Origin of the sequence: Cohnella nanjingensis (genome assembly GCF_014212125.1) — a bacterium.
In the GTDB taxonomy this organism is placed as follows: domain Bacteria; phylum Bacillota; class Bacilli; order Paenibacillales; family Paenibacillaceae; genus Cohnella; species Cohnella nanjingensis.
The window spans coordinates 143,397-161,807 of sequence record NZ_JACJVP010000044.1 but is presented as its reverse complement, the minus strand read 5'-3'; the positions used below and the strand labels follow the sequence as shown (position 1 = coordinate 161,807).

General features: G+C 61.0%; 18 protein-coding genes. 11 read left to right on the top strand and 7 right to left on the bottom strand.

Features of this window, described 5'->3' with window-relative positions:
- From H7C19_RS26475 to H7C19_RS26465, 3 genes are all read right to left on the bottom strand, one after another.
- Positions 1-563: helix-turn-helix domain-containing protein (locus H7C19_RS26475; RefSeq protein WP_185672085.1), on the bottom strand; the 563-nt coding region annotated here is incomplete at its 3' end.
- 112 nt (positions 564-675) lie between these two features.
- Positions 676-2,205, bottom strand: a complete 1,530-nt coding sequence (locus H7C19_RS26470) for a DHA2 family efflux MFS transporter permease subunit (RefSeq protein ID WP_185672084.1) — start codon at positions 2,203-2,205, stop codon at positions 676-678.
- A gap of 21 nt (positions 2,206-2,226) precedes the next feature.
- Positions 2,227-2,751, bottom strand: coding sequence for a PadR family transcriptional regulator (locus H7C19_RS26465; RefSeq protein WP_185672083.1), 525 nt, complete (start codon positions 2,749-2,751; stop codon positions 2,227-2,229).
- 227 nt (positions 2,752-2,978) lie between these two features.
- Between H7C19_RS26465 and H7C19_RS26460 the strand changes: the two genes are divergently transcribed.
- From H7C19_RS26460 to H7C19_RS26440, 5 genes are all read left to right on the top strand, one after another.
- The gene (locus H7C19_RS26460) at positions 2,979-3,947 is read left to right on the top strand and encodes a LacI family DNA-binding transcriptional regulator (RefSeq protein WP_185672082.1); all 969 of its coding nucleotides are present in this window, start codon (positions 2,979-2,981) and stop codon (positions 3,945-3,947) included.
- Between the two features lie 171 nt (positions 3,948-4,118).
- Positions 4,119-5,399, top strand: a complete 1,281-nt coding sequence (locus H7C19_RS26455) for a sugar ABC transporter substrate-binding protein (RefSeq protein ID WP_185672081.1) — start codon at positions 4,119-4,121, stop codon at positions 5,397-5,399.
- Between the two features lie 147 nt (positions 5,400-5,546).
- Entirely contained in the window at positions 5,547-6,380 is an 834-nt protein-coding gene (locus tag H7C19_RS26450; protein ID WP_185672099.1) for a carbohydrate ABC transporter permease, read from the top strand.
- The gene (locus H7C19_RS26445; protein ID WP_185672080.1) at positions 6,380-7,216 is read left to right on the top strand and encodes a carbohydrate ABC transporter permease; all 837 of its coding nucleotides are present in this window, start codon (positions 6,380-6,382) and stop codon (positions 7,214-7,216) included. Before H7C19_RS26450 ends, H7C19_RS26445 begins: the two co-directional genes overlap by 1 nt.
- Before the next feature lie 55 nt (positions 7,217-7,271).
- Positions 7,272-8,930, top strand: coding sequence for a glycoside hydrolase family 13 protein (locus H7C19_RS26440; protein ID WP_185672079.1), 1,659 nt, complete (start codon positions 7,272-7,274; stop codon positions 8,928-8,930).
- Between the two features lie 832 nt (positions 8,931-9,762).
- On the opposite strand, the gene H7C19_RS26435 is transcribed toward H7C19_RS26440, so the two are convergent.
- Genes H7C19_RS26435 through H7C19_RS26425 form a run of 3 tightly spaced genes read right to left on the bottom strand, consistent with a single transcriptional unit; the run spans position 9,763 to position 12,965 of the window.
- Positions 9,763-10,836 carry an ABC transporter permease gene (locus H7C19_RS26435; protein ID WP_185672078.1) on the bottom strand — a complete coding sequence of 358 codons (1,074 nt, stop codon included), beginning with the start codon at positions 10,834-10,836 and terminating at the stop codon, positions 9,763-9,765.
- Complete coding sequence (locus tag H7C19_RS26430; protein ID WP_185672077.1) at positions 10,817-11,812, bottom strand: ABC transporter ATP-binding protein; 996 nt, start codon at positions 11,810-11,812, stop codon at positions 10,817-10,819. Before H7C19_RS26430 ends, H7C19_RS26435 begins: the two co-directional genes overlap by 20 nt.
- 1 nt (position 11,813) lies before the next feature.
- Positions 11,814-12,965, bottom strand: a complete 1,152-nt coding sequence (locus H7C19_RS26425) for a COG1470 family protein (protein WP_185672076.1) — start codon at positions 12,963-12,965, stop codon at positions 11,814-11,816.
- Positions 12,966-13,172: 207 nt separating this feature from the next.
- Here H7C19_RS26425 and H7C19_RS26420 point away from each other — a divergent pair, with 207 nt between their 5' ends.
- Complete coding sequence (locus H7C19_RS26420) at positions 13,173-13,778, top strand: RNA polymerase sigma factor (protein WP_185672075.1); 606 nt, start codon at positions 13,173-13,175, stop codon at positions 13,776-13,778.
- The gene (locus H7C19_RS26415; protein WP_185672074.1) at positions 13,771-14,595 is read left to right on the top strand and encodes an anti-sigma factor; all 825 of its coding nucleotides are present in this window, start codon (positions 13,771-13,773) and stop codon (positions 14,593-14,595) included. Before H7C19_RS26420 ends, H7C19_RS26415 begins: the two co-directional genes overlap by 8 nt.
- Positions 14,596-14,685: 90 nt before the next feature.
- Here H7C19_RS26415 and mciZ read toward each other — a convergent pair whose 3' ends face one another.
- Positions 14,686-14,859: a Z-ring formation inhibitor MciZ gene (mciZ, locus tag H7C19_RS26410; protein WP_185672073.1), complete on the bottom strand. Its 174-nt coding sequence runs from the start codon at positions 14,857-14,859 to the stop codon at positions 14,686-14,688.
- Between the two features lie 108 nt (positions 14,860-14,967).
- On the opposite strand from mciZ, the gene H7C19_RS26405 reads away from it, so the two are divergent.
- From H7C19_RS26405 to fur, 4 genes are all read left to right on the top strand, one after another.
- Positions 14,968-15,534: an NUDIX domain-containing protein gene (locus H7C19_RS26405; RefSeq protein ID WP_185672072.1), complete on the top strand. Its 567-nt coding sequence runs from the start codon at positions 14,968-14,970 to the stop codon at positions 15,532-15,534.
- Between the two features lies 1 nt (position 15,535).
- Positions 15,536-16,720, top strand: coding sequence for an endonuclease Q family protein (locus tag H7C19_RS26400; protein ID WP_185672071.1), 1,185 nt, complete (start codon positions 15,536-15,538; stop codon positions 16,718-16,720).
- 292 nt (positions 16,721-17,012) lie between these two features.
- Positions 17,013-17,672 carry a stage II sporulation protein M gene (gene spoIIM / locus H7C19_RS26395; RefSeq protein ID WP_313732006.1) on the top strand — a complete coding sequence of 220 codons (660 nt, stop codon included), beginning with the start codon at positions 17,013-17,015 and terminating at the stop codon, positions 17,670-17,672.
- A gap of 86 nt (positions 17,673-17,758) precedes the next feature.
- On the top strand, positions 17,759-18,247 hold the full coding sequence (fur, locus tag H7C19_RS26390; protein ID WP_185672069.1) for a ferric iron uptake transcriptional regulator: 489 nt from the start codon (positions 17,759-17,761) through the stop codon (positions 18,245-18,247).
- The last annotated feature ends 164 nt before the right edge of the window (positions 18,248-18,411 follow it).

Here is an 18,411-nt window from a genome sequence, read left to right as displayed (position 1 = left end):
AGCTCCTCCGGCGCCTTCTTCCGGCCCCGGCCGTCCTGCAGGGCGTCCTCTCCGCCTTCCTCGTGCTTCTTGACCCACTGGTACACTTGGTTGTAGGAGACCTTAAACTGCGCTGCTGTCTTCCCGTAGTCGCGCTGATTAGCCGTGCAGTACAGCACGATCTCGATTCGCTCTTGCCAGGTAGTAGAACGACCTTTCGTCATAGCGTTTGCTCCCTCGTCAACCGATTTATAGCTGCTATGACGATTATACTTGTCTATCCAGTTTTTGAGTTGTGTACGGCTTGCAATTTGGTATTTATCGATGAGTTCATATTGTGAATACTGGCCGGAGAGATAATCTTCAACTGCCTTCATTTTCAAGTCCGCTGAATACCTGCGGTTACGAGCTTGAATCTCTAAACCGTTCATTCCATACCGTTCATAGCGATGCCGCCATGTCACCAGCGTTTGGACACTGATGTTATGTTTGCGGGCGACCTCCATCCGAGTGCCTTCACCTGATTCCAGTTCTCTAAGAATCCTCAACTTCGCTCCAGCGGAATATTCATTCTTCTTGGCCAAAGAAATACTCCCCTCCAAGCAGCAGGTTTGTTTATTTAACCTGTCTACTTAAAGGGGAGCATATCATTCCGGGTGCGAGCCAGTCTTTTTTTTGTCGCTTCCTATGGCATCTTTATGCGCTATGCCCGACGGCAGGCTGCTCGGCGTCCTTCTTGACGAACGCGGACCGGGCGCTGCCGATCGAGAGGGCGACGATCACGCCCGCGGCCGTGACGCAGAGCGAGAGGACGAAGCCGTGATTCACGGCCGTGCCGATCGCTTCCCGCAGGAAGGCGAGCAAGTCGGGCTGCAGCTTGTCGGCGCCGCGGATGACGTTCTCGGGATTGGCTAGCGTCCCGAGTTGGTCTTGGGGAATCCCGAACTTGCGGCCTGCTTCCACCGCGGAATCCTTCAAGTAGCCGTTCACGAGGACGGCCATGACGGAGGCGCCCATGATGCCCCCGATATTCCGCCAGAAGCCGACGACGGAGGAGGAGATCCCGATATAGCGCTTGTCGACGCTCATCGCGACCGCGTTCTGCGCCATGCTCATGAGCGGGCCGATCACCCCGAGACCCAGCAGGACCATGATGCAGACGACCTGCCAGAACGGCGTGGCGGGCGTCATCTTCATGAGCAGGAGGGAGGCGGCCACCCCGAGGACCATGTTCAACGTCATGATCGTGCGGAATTTGAACTTCGCGATGAGAAACCCGGACAGGATCGCGCCGCAGATTAGCGATGCCATCATCGGCGTGAGGATGCCGTTGGAGTTGGAGCGTTCCAGCACCGCGACCGCGTAGATCGGCAGGTAGGTGATGGCCGAGAACATGATCACGCCCTGGCAGAAGCACAGGATGCTCGTGCCGAGCACGACGCGGTTGCGGAAGATGGACAGCGGCAGCATCGGCTCGGATGCCCGCGACTCGACGAAGAGGAACGCCGCGGTACCCGCGGCCGCCAGGACGAACAGCAGAACGATCTGCCAGGAGCCCCAGGCATAGTTCTTGCCGCCGAGCTCCAGCGCGAGCATGAGCGAGACGGTAGAGACGATGAGCAGTACCGCGCCCAGGTAGTCGATCTTCGGCTTGCGGTCGGACCGCGATTCCTTCAGCGAGAAGAGAAGGACGAGGAAGGAGGCGAGACCGATCGGCAGATTCACGTAGAAGCACCAGCGCCAGTCGAGATGTTCGGAGATAAGCGTCCCCAGCTGCGGACCCGCCACGGAGGACAGGCCGAAGACGGCGCCCATGACGCCGGACAGCTTCGCCGCCTGCTTCGGATCGTTGAACAACGTGAAGATGATCGAGAAGGAGATCGGGAAAACGGACCCCGAACCGATCCCTTGAATGACGCGGAACCAGATAAGCTGGTCGATGCTGGTGGCCATCCCGCAGAGCGCGGAGCCGATCAGGAACAAGCCGATGCCGATCAGATAGAACCTTTTGCGTCCGAACAAGTCCGACAGCTTGCCGAAGATCAGCATGGTGCTCGTCGACGCCAGCATGTAGGCGGTGAACACCCAGGTGATCCGGTCGAACCCTCCGACGTCCGCGATGACTTTGTTGATGCAGGCCGATACGATCGTATTGTCCAAGGAAGCCATGAGCAGGCCAAGCGCCATGGACAGGATGATCAATCCCGTTTTTTGCGATCCTTTCATTTCTCTTCGCTCCTGTCTCTTTTAGGGATTCTCTCTCTCGAGCGCGGCCAATCCTTCGGCGAGCGCCTTCGTCTTCGCCTCCATCGACGCGATGCCGATGCGGGCGCACAGCGACTGGGAACGCGTCATCTGAGGCTCCCATTCCGCCAGGCTGTCCAGGATCATCTGGCGTTCCCATTCGCTCGTGGCGATCTCCTGCCGAACCCAGCCGATCAGCGTCTCCCGATCTTGATAGTGGGCGAAGAAGAGCCGCACCATAAAGTCGGAGCGGTACAGATCCCGCTCGAGCGGAGAGTCGAGATACGCCTTGAACCGCGCGCGTCCCGCATCCGTGAGCGAATAGACGTTTTTGTTGGGACGATTGTCCTGTTCTACGCTCTCTTTGGTGATGAAGCCCAGGCTCTCCAGCTTGGCTAACGTCGGATAGATCGTGCCGAAGCCCGCGTCGAAAAAGAAGGAGAGGGGCATCTCGAACGAATTCTTGATCTCGTAACCGGTCAACGGGCGCCGGTGCAGCAACCCGAGAATGACGTCTTGGCTATTCATGGCGACAGCTCCTTTGATGCGTTTCTTCCGTGTTTCCATCGTCATTATATCGACATGATATATATCGAGTCAATATAGTTTTCGGAGTAGTTCCATTCGACGTCCGGAGGGGGGAGGCAGTGCTTCCGTTTATTTCATTTCCGTTTTTACTAAAGTAAAATTTACAAAAAATAAAACCGTTGTTATATTTAAATCAAAGATCAGAATAACAAGGGGGGGCCGGACGCATGATCGGATTAAAGGAAATCGCGCAATTGGCTGAAGTGTCGATCTCGACCGTCTCCAACGTGCTGAACGGGCGCAAAAACGTCGGTCGGGAGACGCGCGAGAAGGTGCTGCGGCTATGCGCGGAGCACGGCTACAGCTTGGGCGCGGCGGACAAAAAGGAAAAACCGGCCGCAAGCCGTACGATCGTCTTTATATTCAGCGATTTCGACCGGGATTTTTACTTGAAAATCATTCAAGGGTTGAGCGATTGCCTGACGGAGAACGGATACGACCTCGTCATCTGCACCAATAAATCGAGCACCAATTTCTTGCGGGCCAGCTTCGCGAGCGGCGCTATCATCCTGGACGGGAGCATGTCGGACGAGGTCGTCGTCTCCGCCGCGTCCGCCGAGATGCCCGTCGTGATGATGGACCGGATCATCGAGAACAAACGGTTGAACGCGAGCAGCGTCGTCGTCGACAACTATCCGGTCATGTGCGACATGGTGCAGGCGCTCATCGACAAAGGGTATCGCAAGCTCGGCTTTATCGGCGGACTCGGCTATACGATGGACAACAAGGAGCGCTTCGCCGCATTCGCGGACACGCTCGCCCGCAACGATATCGCCTTCGACCAGAAGCACTACTATCACGGCAACTATCGCGAGAACAGCGGATACCAAGCGGCCAAGCTCATGCTGCTCAGCAACGATCTGCCGGAGATTCTCGTGTGCGCGAACGACAACATGGCGATCGGCGCCATTCGGGCCTTCGAGGAGAGCCGCCTCCGGGTGCCGGCGGACATCGCCGTCACCGGCTTCGACGACTCCGACACGGCCGCCGTCGCGGGGCTGACGACCATCTCGATTCCCCGGTACGAGACCGGCTACCTGGCGGCCAAGAAGCTGCTCGAGATGATCCAGGGGACCGCCGTCAAAGAGCCTTTCAAGATTGGCGCGGAGATCAAGTGGCGGAAATCGGTAAAATAAAAATAATGGGATTATTTCGCGATATTTTTCGTGTTTTACTAAAAATTTTACTAAAATATATCGCAGGCGCTGTCAAAAACCATTGACAGCGCTTTATTTTTTGAATAATATGAGCATGTGATCGGTTATACTAAATTTCACTTCGAATTAGAAAATAAGGGGGAAAACGCTTTGAAAAAAGTAAAAAAAGTTTCGATTTTACTAACGGCTACGGCGATGGTCGGCTTGCTGGCCGCCTGCGGCAGTTCTACGGACGGTAACAAGGAATCCGGCTCGCCGGCCGCATCCGGAACTTCGTCCGCAGCCCCTGAGAAGCTGAAGAAAATTTCGCTGTTCCAATCCAAAGTCGAAATCGCGGAATCGTTGGAAGCGCTCGCCAAGACCTATAAAAAAGAAACCGGCAATGACGTAGAAGTATGGGGCTCCGCGGGCGACGCTTATGCGACGCAGCTGCAAGCCAAGCTGGCCGCCGGCGAAGGACCTACGATCTTCAGCGTCGCCACCGGCGCGGAAGCCGATAAATTCAAGTCCTACTACGCAGACTTGAGCGGCGAGCCGTTCGCGAAGGATATCGCGAAAGACATGGCGCTGACGGACGGCGGCAAAGTCGTAGGTGTGCCGTACGGGGTCGAAGGCTTCGGGCTCGTCTACAACAAAAGCCTGGTCGATCCCAAAGACGTAACCGACCTCGCCTCCTTCACGAAGACGCTGGAGAAGGTCAAAGCCGACGGCAAAAACGGATTCAGCCTCTCGCAGGAAGCGTACTTCCTGATCGGGCACATCATCAATACGCCGTTCGCGCTGCAAGCCGATCCGCAAGACTTCATCGCCAAGCTGAACAAAGGCGAAGTCAAAATGGCGGACACGAAGGAGTTCCAGGAGTTCGCCAAGTTCATGGAAGCGATCAAGGCGAACAGCCCGAATCCGATGGAAGTCAAGTACGACACGCAGATGGGCGACTTCGCAACGGGCAAGACCGCAATGGTTCATCAAGGCAACTGGAGCTACGGCATGCTGAAGGATTACGGCGACCTGGGCTTCGACGTCGGCATGATGGGCCTGCCGCTCGCCGGCAACGACAAGATCGCCGTCGGCGTCGCCAGCAACTGGGTCGTCAACGGCAAGGCGGACGCGGATCAGATCAAGGCGGCCAAAGGCTTCCTGAACTGGATGCTTACGAGCGACAGCGGCAAAAATGCCATCGTCAACGAGTTCAAGTTCATCCCGGCGATGACGAATATCGAAGCCGCCAACCTGGATCCGCTGTCCCAGACAGTGTACGAGGCGACGAAGAACGGCCAGACGATCCCTTGGGCGCTGAACTACTTCCCGCAAGGCATCATCGTCAACGACCTGGCTCCGGCGACGCAGGCGTTCTTCCTGGACAAAAAGATGACCGGCGAACAGTTCCTGAAGAACCTGGACGCCGCATGGGCTAAAGGCGCCAAGTAATCCGTCGGATACGGCGTCCGTTTCAACCAAACGAAAGCCTAACCCTTCTTTTCGAGGCGTTAGGTTTTCGTTTTATCTTCCGGAAAGAGGTGAACCGATGTGTCGACTCGCAAACGAAAAGACAAAGCTTGGTACGCGCTGTTCACGATGCCGCTGCTGCTGGTCTTCACGACGGTAGTTATCATTCCCTTCCTGATCGGGATCGGCTACTCCTTCGTCCGGTGGGACGGCATTCCCGCCAACCCCAAAGTGTTCGTCGGCTTCGGCAATTACGCCGAGCTGCTGAATGACGATCGCTTCCTGACGTCGGCCTGGCATACGATCGCGTTCACGGTGCTCGCGCTCGTGCTCGTCAACGTGCTCGGGCTGCTCTTCTCGCTGCTCGTGACGGCGAAGCTTCGCGTCAGCAATGTGGCCCGCACGATGTTCTTCCTGCCGAACCTGATCGGCGGCCTCATCTTGGGTTACATCTGGCAGTTCGTCTTTACCGACGCGTTCAAGTACATCGGGCAGAAGACGGGGCTCGAGTCGGTCTTCTTCAACTGGCTGATCGATCCGCAATTCGCGCTGTTGGCGATGGTCGTCGTCTTCACCTGGCAGATGGCGGGCTATACGATGATCATCTACATCGCCGGCATCCAGGGCATTCCGGACGAGCTGAACGAAGCGGCCCGCGTCGACGGCGCCAACCTGTGGCACCGGCTCACGCGCATCGTCTTCCCGCTCCTGATGCCGTCCTTTACGATCTGCCTGTTCCTGACGCTATCCGGCGCGTTCAAGATCTTCGACGTCAACCTGTCCTTGACCAAAGGCGGGCCGAACAACGCGACGGAAATGTTCGCGATGAACATCTACAATGAAATCTTCGGTTACGGCCATTACGGGCTCGGCCAGGCGAAGGCGATCGTCTTCTTCGTCATCGTGGCGGCCGTCACGCTGACCCAGGTCATCATCACGAAGAAGAGGGAGGTCCAGTACTGATGAAGACAATGAGCCGTACCGTCGGCAACGTATTGCTTGTCTTGCTGTCGCTGGCCTTTCTGTCGCCGATCTATCTGATGCTCGTCAACTCCTTCAAGGACCGGGCGGAGCTGTACCGCAACGCGCTGGCGCTGCCGTCCTCCTTCAGCTTTCAGTATTACGCCAAGGCGATGGAGAAGATGGGCTTCCTCACGGCGTTCGGCAACTCGCTGTTCGTGACGGTCATCTCCGTCGTCTTCGTGGTCGTGCTGGCTTCGATGACGGCCTGGATGCTCGTACGCACGGACGACAGGCTGAGCCGCATCATCTTCCTGGTCTTCGTGTCGACCATGCTCATCCCGTTCCAGACGCTGATGATGCCGCTCATGCAGGTGATGGACTGGATCCGTTCGAATCTGCATATCCCGATGCTCAATACGCATGGGGGCCTCATTTATATGAACATAGGCTTCCACGCCAGCATGGCGGTGTTCCTGTACCACGGCTTCATCAAGTCCGTGCCGGTCGCCCTTGAGGAAGCCGCCACGCTCGACGGCTGCAGCAAGTTCGGCGTCTTCTGGCGGATCGTCTTCCCGATGCTGAAGACGATATCGATCACGGTCGCTATTCTCGACGTCATTGCGATGTGGAACGACTATCTGCTGCCTTCTCTGACGCTGTCGGACAAAGGGCTCCGGACGATTCCGCTGTCGACGTTCTACTTCTTCGGCGAATTCACGATCCAATGGAACCTGGCGATGGCCGGACTGACGCTGACGATTATTCCGGTCGTCATCTTCTACGTGTTCGCGCAGAAATACATTATCAAAGGCATTGCCGCCGGCGCGGTGAAGTAATCGCGCCGCCGCGCGCGGCTGCCGTCAAGAGATCAACTAACGGAGGGTATGACATTTGGCGCCTTCAAAACCTGCATGGTGGAAAAAATCCGTCGTCTATCAAGTGTATTGGAGAAGCTTTTACGACGCGGACGGTGACGGATACGGCGATTTGGAGGGCGTCATCCGCAAGCTCGATTATATCCGGGAGCTGGGCGTCGACGTCATCTGGCTCAATCCCGTCTACGAATCCCCCGATCTGGACAACGGCTACGACATCTCCGATTACGAGGCGATCATGTCCAAGGCCGGCACGATGGAGACGTGGGAGCGGCTGCTGGCCGAGGTTCACCGGCGTGGCATGAAGCTGATCATGGATCTCGTCGTCAACCATACGTCCAACCGGCACCCCTGGTTCGCGGAAGCGCGCTCGTCGAGGGACAACCCGAAGCGGGATTGGTATATATGGAAGGAACCGAAGAACGGCGGGGCGCCGAACAACTGGCGCTCCTACTTCGCGCCGTCGACCTGGACATGGGACGCGGCTGCGGAACAATACTATTTCCACTCCTTTGCGTCCGAGCAGCCGGATTTGAACTGGCGCAATCCCGAATTGCGCGAGGAGATCTACCGGATGATGACGTTCTGGCTGGACAAAGGCATCGACGGCTTCCGGCTCGACGCGATCGCGCTGCTCGCCAAGCCGGACGGCTTCCCCGACGCGGAGCGGCCCGAGGATATACGGTACCTGACGAACAACCCCGGCCTTCATGGCTACCTGCGGGAGATGAACGAGCGGGTGTTCTCCCGATACGACATCGTTACCGTCGGCGAAGCTGCGTTCGTCACGCCTGAAGAAGGATTGATGTTCGTCGGTGAAGACCGGTGCGAGCTGAACATGCTGTTCCACTTCGAGGTGTGCGACGAGATGCCGGCTTGGGACATGCGCCGCTTCAAGGAGATTCAGCGCAGGTGGTACGAAGGGCTATGGGGCAAAGGCACGAACTCCCAGTTCTTGAACAATCACGACCATACGCGGCAAGTGACGCGGTACGGAAACGACGGCCAATATCGCGTGCAGTCCGCCAAGCTGCTGGCGACGATGCTGCATACGCTGCCGGGCGTTCCTTATATCTATCAAGGGGAAGAGATCGGGATGACCGGCGTCCGCTTCGGCGCGATCGAAGATTACAACGACATCGCGATGCGTAACCGCTACGCCGAGGAGGTCGGCAACGGCGCGGATCCGGGAGATACGCTCGCGCGTCTGCAGCCGCTAAGCCGCGACAACTCCCGGACGCCGATGCAGTGGGACGATTCGCCCCAGGCCGGCTTCACGAAGGGCACGCCCTGGATCCGCGTCAATCCGAATTACGCCGAGATCAACGCGGCGAAGGATTTGGCGGATCCGGATTCCGTTTACCGGTATTATCAAGCGCTGATCCGGCTGCGCAAGCAGCATGACGTCATGACGTACGGCGACTTCGCGGAGTGGCCGGAATGGATGGCGGACGAGCGGATGTACGTCTACGAGCGCGCGCTGGACGAAACGCGCTGGCTGATCGTGTTGAACCATTCGGACGAGCCCGTCTCGCTCGATTGGCCGGAACGGCTTCGCGGCTCGTCACTTCGCTTGCTGCTGGCCAATTATCCGGCCGCGCACGAAGGAGAAGCCGCCGCGCAGCTTCGGCCGCACGAAGCGCGGATCTACGAGATCTTGAACGACGCCCAATAATCCAAAACGCCCTCCGACCGGCCGAACAGACCGAGCGGAGGGCGTTTCCTTGTGAAAGCACATGTGTGACGCTCGCAGGCCGCTGTAACGAAACTTTTTATCGTTGCAGAGCACGCGAGGCGCATGTCGGCCGCTGTAACGATACTTTTTATCGTTACAGGGCATGCGAGGCGCATGTCGGCCGCTGTAACGATACTTTTTATCGTTACAGGGCATGCGAGGCGCATGTCGGCCGCTGTAACGATACTTTTTATCGTTACAGGGCACGCGAGACGTATGTCGGCCGCTGTAACGATACTTTTTTTTCGTTACAGGGCATGCGAGGCGTAGGTCGGCCGCTGTAACGATACTTTTTATCGTTGCAGAGCACGCGAGGCGCGTGTCGGCCGCTGTAACGATACTTTTTATCGTTACAGAGCACGCGAGGCGCGTGTCGGCCGCTGTAACGATACTTTTTATCGTTACAGGGCATGCGAGGCGTAGGTCGGCCGCTGTAACGATACTTTTTATCGTTACAGAGCACACGAGACGCATGTCGGCCGCTGTAACGATACTTTTTATCGTTACAGGGCATGCGAGGCGTAGGTCGGCCGCTGTAACGATACTTTTTATCGTTGCAGAGCGCGCGAGGCGTAGGTCGGCCGCTGTAACAATACTTTTTATCGTTGCAGAGCACGCGAGGCGTAGGTCGGCCGCTGTATCGATACTTTTTATCGTTGCAGAGCACGCGAGGCGTAGGTCGGCCGCTGTAACGATACTCGAATGTTCGGGGATTCATGCAACAGGGATCAGACGGCGGGTATGACCCGCCCTTCGCGCCAAGACGGCCGGCTCAGGACCGGGAACGAATCTCCTGACGCATAAAGGCGACATAGGAGGCCGCGAAGGACAGCGCCGTCTCCGCGACGATCGCGACGACCTGCGGCCAGACGAGCAGGAGGCTCTGGCCGAACGGCAGCGGGGCGTTTAAGGCCAAGTACGCCTGATCCTGGGTGACGAACGGATTCAGCGTCCGAACGTCCGGCAGCAGGAGCGTCGAAGCCGCCTCCTGGAACAGATAGGCCGGCGACAGCCGCTGCAGCAGCATCAGCCAGTCTTGCTGGTGCATGACTGCCAATGCGTCGCTCGGGTCGGAGGGCGCGGTCACGTTGCCGACCAGGTTCACGATCATCCCGTAGAAGACGAGGAAGAAGATCCAGATCGCGATGCCGCTCAGCGCAGACGTGGCCGCTTGGCGAAAGCGGACGGAGAACAGCAGCGACAGGTTCAGCCATAGGCCGACGTAGACCGTCGTCACGATCAGCGCGACGACGACGCGCCAGAACTCCTCGGGCGACGGCGGATAGCCGATCGTCAACAAGCCCATGCCCATCACGAGAAAGCCCAGCGAGAAGACGACGACGGCGATCAGGAGCAGCCCCGCGACGAACTTGGCGTTCAAGAAGTCGTCCCGGTGAACCGGCTGGGAGATCACCCGGCTCAGCGTCCCTTTGTTGCGCTCCGAGTTGACGGCGTCGAAGCCGATGGCGATCCCGATGAGCGGCGCGAGGAACGACAAGAACGTCAGAAAGTTCGGCAAGGATCCGTCGGATTCCGTGAACATCTTCAGGAACAGGAACGAGGACGCGGCATCCGCCTGGCCGCTCGCGCCAGACGCGCCCGCGCCGTTCTTCAGCGCCGTCACGGAAGCGTAGATCGAACCGATGCAGGCGAGCGTCACGATGCCCAGCAGAATCATGAACCGCCAGCTGCGGATATGATCGCCGAACTCCTTCTGAACCATGATCCAGAAGGGAGAAGGGGGCCGGCGGCCGGGGGCGGAGTCCCGCTCGGAGCCAGGAGCCGCCGCGGAGCGGAACGGGGAGATCGCAGCGCGTTCGCGCAGCTTAGCCATCCAGGCGCTCATGCGCGGCACCTCCTTCGAAGTAGCTGTGGTAGATGTCGTCGAGCCCCGCCCGGACGGGACGGAGGCCGAGCAGCGGCGCGCCGTGCTCCACGACGGCCAGCGCCAGCGCCGACGTCAGCTCGACGGCGCTCGTCACCCGGTAGGTGGCGATGCTGCCCGTCCCGGAGACGGCGAGGGCGTCCGAGGCGGCCGCTTCGACCGAGAGGACGCCGTCCAGGCGTCCGAGCCGCTCGGATACGCTGCCGTCCGGATCGCGGACGTCCACTTCGACTTCGAACGTCGTGTCGCCGTCCAGTTGCCGGGAGAGCGACGCGATGTCGCCCGAAGCGATCAGCTTGCCGCCGACGAACAGGCCGACGCGGTCGCAAATCTGCTGGACCTGGTGCAGGTGGTGCGAAGAGAGGAGGACGGTGAGGCCCTCGCTCTGGCTCAGCTCGCGAATGAGCAGGAGCAGCTCCCGCACCCCTTCGGGGTCGATGCCGAGCGTCGGTTCGTCGAGGATGATGATCTCCGGCCGTTTGATCAGCACGTCCGCCAGTCCCAGCCGCTGCCGCATGCCCCGCGAGAAGGCGCCGACCCGCTTGCCGGCCGCGTGCGCCAGCCCGACCTGGTTCAGCAGCAGCTCCGCACGCGCCCGAGCTTCCGGCAGCGGAATCCGGTTTAGCTGCGCGGTATAGATCAAATTGTCGAGCGCGGTACGGTCCTCGTAGAAGCCGATATCGTCCGGCATGTAGCCGACGCGCCGCTTCACGAGGAGCGGCGAGCGCGTCGCGTCGATGCCGCAGACGCGCACCGTGCCGGACGTCGGCTCGGTCAAGCCGAGCATCATGAGGATCGTCGTCGTCTTGCCCGCGCCGTTCGGACCGAGCAGTCCGTAGATCTCGCCGGGACGGATCGCGAGATCCAAGGCGTTCACCGCGGTAAATTCGCCGTATCGCTTCGTCAGCTTCGAGAGTTCGATGACTGCCGGCTCCACCTTATCGCCTCCCGTACTTGCGGAAAAGTCCGTAGATACCCGCCAGCACGGCGAGAATGATCAACACCCCGATCCAGCCCCACAGCACGGAGGATTTGACCGTGACGCGAATCGCCGCATCCTTCGACTTCTCCGCGGATTGGGCGGTCAAGCCGACGACGTAGTCGCCGGCGAGCGACTTGCCGGACGATTTGATCGTCGCCGTCACGGGCGCGGATTCGCCAGGCTTCAGCGAGCGGATCGTCTTGGGCTCGAACGTGACGTCCCAATCCGTCGGCGCCTGGCTCGTCAGGCTGACGTCCGTCAGCTCGGCGGAGCCGGTGTTGTGCACGACCATCTCCAGATGCCGCGTGCCGCCCGCCGTCACGTTCGCGCTGAGCCGCTGGTCGCTCGCGGTGAAGTCAAGCCCGTACGTGCCGGTGATGACCGCCTGAAGCTCGGCGTCCGCGCTCGTATTGTTGTTCGCGGCATGTACCTTGATCGCGTACGTGTCTGCGGACGCTTTATCGGCCGGCGTCAGATTGACGGTGATCGATTGGGAGCCGTTCGGCCCGACGTCGACCGAGGTCACGTTCGTGCCGCTTACCTGGAACTTGGCGTCCCAGCCGGCGGGCGCTTCGGCCGTCAAGGCGTACTGCTGCTTCGAAGCGGTGCGGTTGTTCAGCGTCATCGCGTAGGTGAAGGTCGAATCGGTGTGCCCCTGCATGTTCGGCTGTTCCGTCGCGAGCTCGGACTTGTACGTGCCGCCTTCCGACACGTTCACTTTGAGCGGCAGCGCGCCGAAAGCGCCGGCGTCGACCCGGAACGCATAATCCCCTTTGCTCACCTCCAGCGGCACTTCCAGGCTGAGGTTCACCGTCTGCGATTCCTTGGGCTTCACGGATACCTGGCGGATCGGATGTCCGCCCGCCGTCAGCGTCGCCTTCCAGCCATGGCCGCCGTCGTCGAAGCTCAGATCGGCGCTCTGAATGTCCGTTCCGTCGTTGATCAGGTCGATGTCGTACGAGACCGTCTCGCCCGGCGCGGCCGACAAGCTCGTGTAGGGGGTGTAGACCTTGCCGCCGGCCGCGAAGGACGTCGCCGCGAACGACAGCAAGCCGACGAGGAGCGAGAGCGTCAGGCCGACGCTCATTTTTTTGGCGAATCTGTGCATGGAACAAGAACCCTCCTTTGATTTTTTCAACCGGATTACGCATCAGGGGCTTTCGCGGATTTAGGTTCGGCGGCCGTCCGGAGATAAAAAAACGCTTAAAGGAAGCTTAAAGGAACTTAAATTCGGGTCCGGAGACATTCTCAAACGAGGCGGAATTTGCTATGTAAAAAGGAGAAGCGTTCGATCGCATACGGAGGTACGAAAAAGATGATTCCAGCCCGCAACCTGCAAGCCGACGATCTTGTCTCCTGCCTCGCCGACGTCGGGCAGGGCTCGGTCGAAGCGTTCGACCTGCTCTACGTTCGAATCACGCCGTTCCTCATCCCCATCGCCTGCCAACTGCTCGGCGACCGGATGGAAGCGGAGGACGTCTGCCACGACGTGCTGCTCGGCGTCATCTTGCATCCCGAACGCTACGATCCGGCGCGCGGATCGGTGGAGGCCTGGCTCGCCATGCAGACGAAGAGCCGGTGTCTGGATCGGCTGCGCAAACGGAAGAAGACGGTCTTCAATCGGATCGCGCCCGCGGACTGGCCCGCGAAGGCGGACGGCTCCGCCTTGCCCGAAGATGCCGTCGTCGCCCGGATGGACGGCGAGCTGCTTCGCAAGGCGCTGGCGCAGCTGCCGGTGACGCAAAGAGAGGTGCTGGCGGCTTCCTACTTCGGGTCTCGGACGCTGCGCGAGCTGGCCGAGACTTGGCAAGTGCCGCTCGGCACGGTGAAGTCCCGCATGCGCTACGGATTGGCGCACCTGCGCAAAGTCCTCGTCCGGCTGGGCTGGGAGGAAGAAAGCAGAGGCGAGCGCCATGGCTGATTGCATCCGGGGAATCGCCGAAGAACGATGGATCGACTGGCACCTGGGCAGGCTGTCGGAGGAAGAGGAGAGGGAGCTGGCGCTGCATCGCGCCGAATGCGCTTGCTGCTACGAACGATGGGCGCAATGGGGCGATCTGTTGGCGGCGGAGGCGCTGGTGGCTTCGGGGGCGCTGGAGGCTTCGAGGGCGCTGGAGGCTTCGAGGGCGCTGCCGGCCTGGCGGAGAGAGGCGCTGCGGCTGCGCGTGCGGCTGCAGGGATGGGGGAAGCGCCGCGAGCCGAGACGCGAAGGACGACGCAAGGCCCGGGTACTCGCCGTCGCCGGGACGGCCTTCGCCGCCTTCGTCGTCCTCCTCGTAGCCGCGCTGCGGGCCGGAGGCGGGGACGGCACGGACCCGGTGCGGTACGCGCAAGTCTTCGCGCCGCAGGGCGTAGCGGTGATGGGCCGTCCGGACACGGTCGCCTATGCATGGGACGGCGGGGGCGACGACGCGTCCGGCGGGCTCGGCGCGGACATCGTGCCGGTGCACGCGAACGGAACGGCATGGGTGAACGGCAGGACGCGGGAGGTGTTCGTGCTGATCCAGGGCATGCTCCCGTCCCGCGAGCGGGACGTGCAGGCGTGGGCGGAATACGAAGGCCGGCGCGAGAACCTGGGTTTGCTGGAATTCCATGAACGGCAAGCGCATCTCTACTCGCGCAACAACCTGCCGGCCAAGTGGGAAGCGCTGGCGTTCTCGATCGAGCCGAAGGGCGGCAGCGCGCAGCCGACATCGCCGGAAGCCGTCGTCATCAGCTTGCGGCACGGGGGCCGCTGAGGAAGCGGCGCAAGGGGCGGCACAGTACGGCCGCATACCGTCCGGATACGGACGACATCCTGCACCGACGGCGTTTTCGACCGCGGCTTGTTAAGGATTGGGCCGGGCGCGTTGAAGCGCCGCATCCTGGCGGCTCTTCGGAAGCAGGTCGGCCAGAAGGGCGTCTCCCCCTGCCCGCCGGCGCTCTTGGCGCAGCGCCTGCTTGATCTCCCAGGCTTTGCCGACCCATTGGATCCGGCTGTCGGCCGCATATCGCTTCAACATCGTCATTCCTCCTCCGCCTCGTCGGGCGAGTCGCTTGCATTCGAGCGGACAAGCCTATATCTTGTACCTATGCGGTTCAAGGCAAGAACATGACGGGAGGAAACGCGCATGCACGATGTTCAATCCAAAAACCATCCCTTTTACGAGACGACGATCGAGACGAAGCCCATCTTCGAAGGCCGAATGATCGCGCTGCAAGTCGATACGGTGAGACTGCCGAACGGGGAGACGGCCACGCGCGAGATCGTGCGCCATCCCGGCGCGGTGGCGGTGCTGGCGCTCGTAGGCGGCAAGATGCTCGTCGTCGAGCAGTTCCGCAAAGCGCTGGAGCGCGTGCAGGTCGAGATTCCGGCCGGCAAGCTCGACCCCGGGGAAGCGCCGGAGCAGGCGGCCGTTCGCGAGCTGGAGGAGGAGACCGGGTATCGCGCCCGCAGCATCCGCCACTTGCAGACGTTCTCCACCTCGCCGGGCTTCGCGGAAGAGCTGATCCATCTGTACTTCGCCGACGACCTGGAGAAGGGCGAAGTCCACTTGGACGAAGAAGAGTTCCTTACCTGCGAGGCGATCACGCCGGAGCAGGCGGACGCCTATATCCGCGAAGGGCGGATCTATGACGCCAAGACGCTGCTGGCGGTCCATCTTTGGCGGGCATACCGGCAGTCGGGTGAGCTCTAAGATGCCGGAACCGGGGCTGCGGCCCTTCTTTGCCGATCTGCACGTGCATATCGGCAGCAGCGGCGCGGGCGATCCGGTGAAGATCAGCGCCAGCCGCCAACTGACCTTCCAGGCGATCGCGGAAGAGGCTTCGGCGCGCAAGGGCATCGCCTTGGTCGGCGTCATCGACTGTCACTCGCCCGCCGTTCAAGCCGACATCGACCGGCTGCTCGATGCAGGCGAGATGTCGGAAGCGCCGGGCGGAGGGATCCGCTATCGGCGCACCGTCATCCTGCCCGGCAGCGAGATCGAGGTTCGGGAGCCGGGAGGCGGGCCCTTTCATCTGCTTGCCTATCTGCCCACCCTGGCGGCGATGCGGGAATGGACCGCCTGGATGCGTCCGCGCATGAAGAACGTCAATCTCAGCTCGCAGCGGATCTCGGCAACGGCCCGCGAGCTGCAGGACGAACTGCTTGCGCGGGGCGGCCTGCTGGTGCCGGCTCACGTCTTCACGCCGCATCGCGGGCTGCTCGGCTGTTCGGCCGACCGCCTCGCCGACCGGCTGGAGCTGGACGGCATAGCGTCGATCGAGCTGGGGCTGAGCGCGGACAGCGCCATGGCCGGACGGCTGTCCGAGCTCGACCGGTTCGCCTTCCTGACGAACTCCGACGCCCATTCGACCGGCATGATCGGCCGCGAATGCAACGAGCTGCTGCTCGCGGAGCCTTCCTTCGACGAGCTGTCGATGGCGCTGCGGGGCGCGGAAGGGCGGCGGGTGACGGCCAACCTCGGCTTGCATCCGAAGCTGGGGAAGTACCATACCACCTACTGCACGGCTTGCCGGCGCGCGCTGCCGGACGGCCAAGACGCGGAAGCCTGTCCGGGCTGCGGGAGCGCCCGTCTCGTCCGCGGCGTGGCCGGGCGCGTCGAGCAGCTGGCGGACCGGGCGGAGCCTTGCTGGCCGCCGCATCGGCCGGTTTACCGGCATCAGGTGCCGCTGTCCTTTTTCCCGGGCGTAGGGCCCAAGATGCGCGCGCGCCTGCTGTCGGAGATCGGGACCGAGATGGAGATCCTCCATCTCGCGGAACGGGAGCGGCTGGCGGAGGCGGCCGGGGAGAAGCTGGCGGACGCGATCGTCGCCGCCCGGGAGGGACGGCTGCGGATGACGGCGGGGAGCGGCGGCGCTTACGGTCGGATCGGCGAATAGAGACGGGCGAATGCGGGCTTCGGGCGCGTGCTGCGGGGGCCGCAGGCGAATAAACGGGTCTTGTCCCGCATACACATAGGCAAGTAAAAACGGCTTTGCCGTCTTCTCGGAAGCGGTCAATCCGTTTTTATCGGCGGACATACAGGAATGGATAGGCGTGAAGCTTGAATATTCCGTATGACCAAACGGGTTTCGTTCCTTCCGAAAAAGGGCGGAACGCGTTTCTGCCGTAGACGAATCGGTTCGGATTCGCGAGCGTATGGTTGCGCAAAGGGGACAAGGAGGGAACGCCGTGAACATTCGCCCATGGAACCTGGGGGCCCGCGACAATCTCAATCTGTACGTCTTCGTCGGGGTTCTCGTGGTCGTCGGCGCCGTCTTCGGCGCGCTGTTGGTGAACGCCCTAACGCTGGAACAGCAGCAAGATTTGGCAGGCGAGCTGGGCCGCTATCTGACGAGCGCCGGCCAGCCGGACAAGCTCCATGCGGGCGAAGCGTTCCGGGACAGCTTCCTGCTGTACGCCAAGTGGCTGGCGCTCATCTGGCTGCTGGGATTGTCGGTGATCGGCCTGCCGGTCGTCCTTGTGCTCGATTTCCTGAAGGGCGTGCTCCTCGGGTTCGCGGTCGGTCTGATCGTGCGGCATTTGGCTTGGAAAGGCGTGCTGGTCGCGCTTGCGGCCGTGGCGCCGCAAAATCTGCTCGTCGTCCCGGCGTTCGTGATGGCCAGCGTCTCCGCCGCGCGATTCGCTTCGTTCGTCGCCCGGGAGCGGCTGTTCCGCAAGAAAGGGCAGCTGATGCCCCCCTTCGTCGCGCACACGGCCGTCGCGGCCATGATGCTGGCGCTCGTGTCCTGCGCCGCATTATTCGAAGCTTATGTGTCTCCTTTGCTGTTGGAGCGGGTGTCGGGCATCGCCGCGCAGGCGGAATGGTCCGCGATATTTGCTAGATTCTAGCAAGCTTCGACGAGAGGGTTTGACTTCTTAAAGGGCCTCCCCCTATAATGAAATCAAGTGCGCCGTTCGGCCGGAGGGGGGAGACTATGGAAGCCCGCATTGAAAAAGTGAAACAGCAACTGCAGTCCCAGGGCTACAAGCTGACCCCGCAGCGCGAAGCGACGGTCCGAGTGCTTCTAGAGAACGAGGAGGACCATCTGAGCGCGGAAGACGTCTTCATGCTCGTGAAGGACATCGCGCCCGAGATCGGGCTTGCGACCGTGTACCGCACCTTGGAGCTGCTGAGCGAGATGCATATCGTCGAGAAATTGAACTTCGGCGATGGGGTAGCCCGTTACGACTTGCGTACGGATACGAACAAGCATCACCATCACCATTTGATCTGCGTCCAGTGCGGCACCATGTCCGAGATTATGGAGGACTGGCTGACGCCGCTGGAGGAGCGCCTCGAGCGCGAGTACGGCTTCACGGTACTCGATCACCGACTCGACTTCCAAGGCATTTGCGCCAAGTGCAAAGCCAAAGCGGAGGCAGCCAACGCATCGGATCCGACTGCGTCCTCCTCCGTCACATAAATGACAAGACGAAGGATGCCATTCCCGCGCGATACCGCGCAGGAATGGCATCCTTCTGTCATGCGTAGCGGCCGGGCGAATGGAGCTTTCCCGATGGCTCGTTGCGCCCGGCCGGTCGGCAACCGTGCCCGACGCACCGGCGTCCAACGGCCGTCCTATGACGG

Bases quoted from the DNA above. Each gene is read 5' to 3' on its own strand.
- H7C19_RS26400 (WP_185672071.1), top strand. From the start codon at position 15,536: ATGCCGGAACCGGGGCTGCGGCCCTTCTTTGCCGATCTGCACGTGCAT.
- H7C19_RS26450 (WP_185672099.1), top strand. From the start codon at position 5,547: ATGCCGCTGCTGCTGGTCTTCACGACGGTAGTTATCATTCCCTTCCTG.
- H7C19_RS26465 (WP_185672083.1), bottom strand. From the start codon at position 2,751: ATGAATAGCCAAGACGTCATTCTCGGGTTGCTGCACCGGCGCCCGTTG.
- H7C19_RS26415 (WP_185672074.1), top strand. From the start codon at position 13,771: ATGGCTGATTGCATCCGGGGAATCGCCGAAGAACGATGGATCGACTGG.
- fur (WP_185672069.1), top strand. From the start codon at position 17,759: ATGGAAGCCCGCATTGAAAAAGTGAAACAGCAACTGCAGTCCCAGGGC.
- H7C19_RS26405 (WP_185672072.1), top strand. From the start codon at position 14,968: ATGCACGATGTTCAATCCAAAAACCATCCCTTTTACGAGACGACGATC.
- H7C19_RS26470 (WP_185672084.1), bottom strand. From the start codon at position 2,205: ATGAAAGGATCGCAAAAAACGGGATTGATCATCCTGTCCATGGCGCTT.
- H7C19_RS26445 (WP_185672080.1), top strand. From the start codon at position 6,380: ATGAAGACAATGAGCCGTACCGTCGGCAACGTATTGCTTGTCTTGCTG.
- H7C19_RS26435 (WP_185672078.1), bottom strand. From the start codon at position 10,836: ATGAGCGCCTGGATGGCTAAGCTGCGCGAACGCGCTGCGATCTCCCCG.
- H7C19_RS26420 (WP_185672075.1), top strand. From the start codon at position 13,173: ATGATTCCAGCCCGCAACCTGCAAGCCGACGATCTTGTCTCCTGCCTC.
- mciZ (WP_185672073.1), bottom strand. From the start codon at position 14,859: ATGTTGAAGCGATATGCGGCCGACAGCCGGATCCAATGGGTCGGCAAA.
- H7C19_RS26425 (WP_185672076.1), bottom strand. From the start codon at position 12,965: ATGCACAGATTCGCCAAAAAAATGAGCGTCGGCCTGACGCTCTCGCTC.
- H7C19_RS26460 (WP_185672082.1), top strand. From the start codon at position 2,979: ATGATCGGATTAAAGGAAATCGCGCAATTGGCTGAAGTGTCGATCTCG.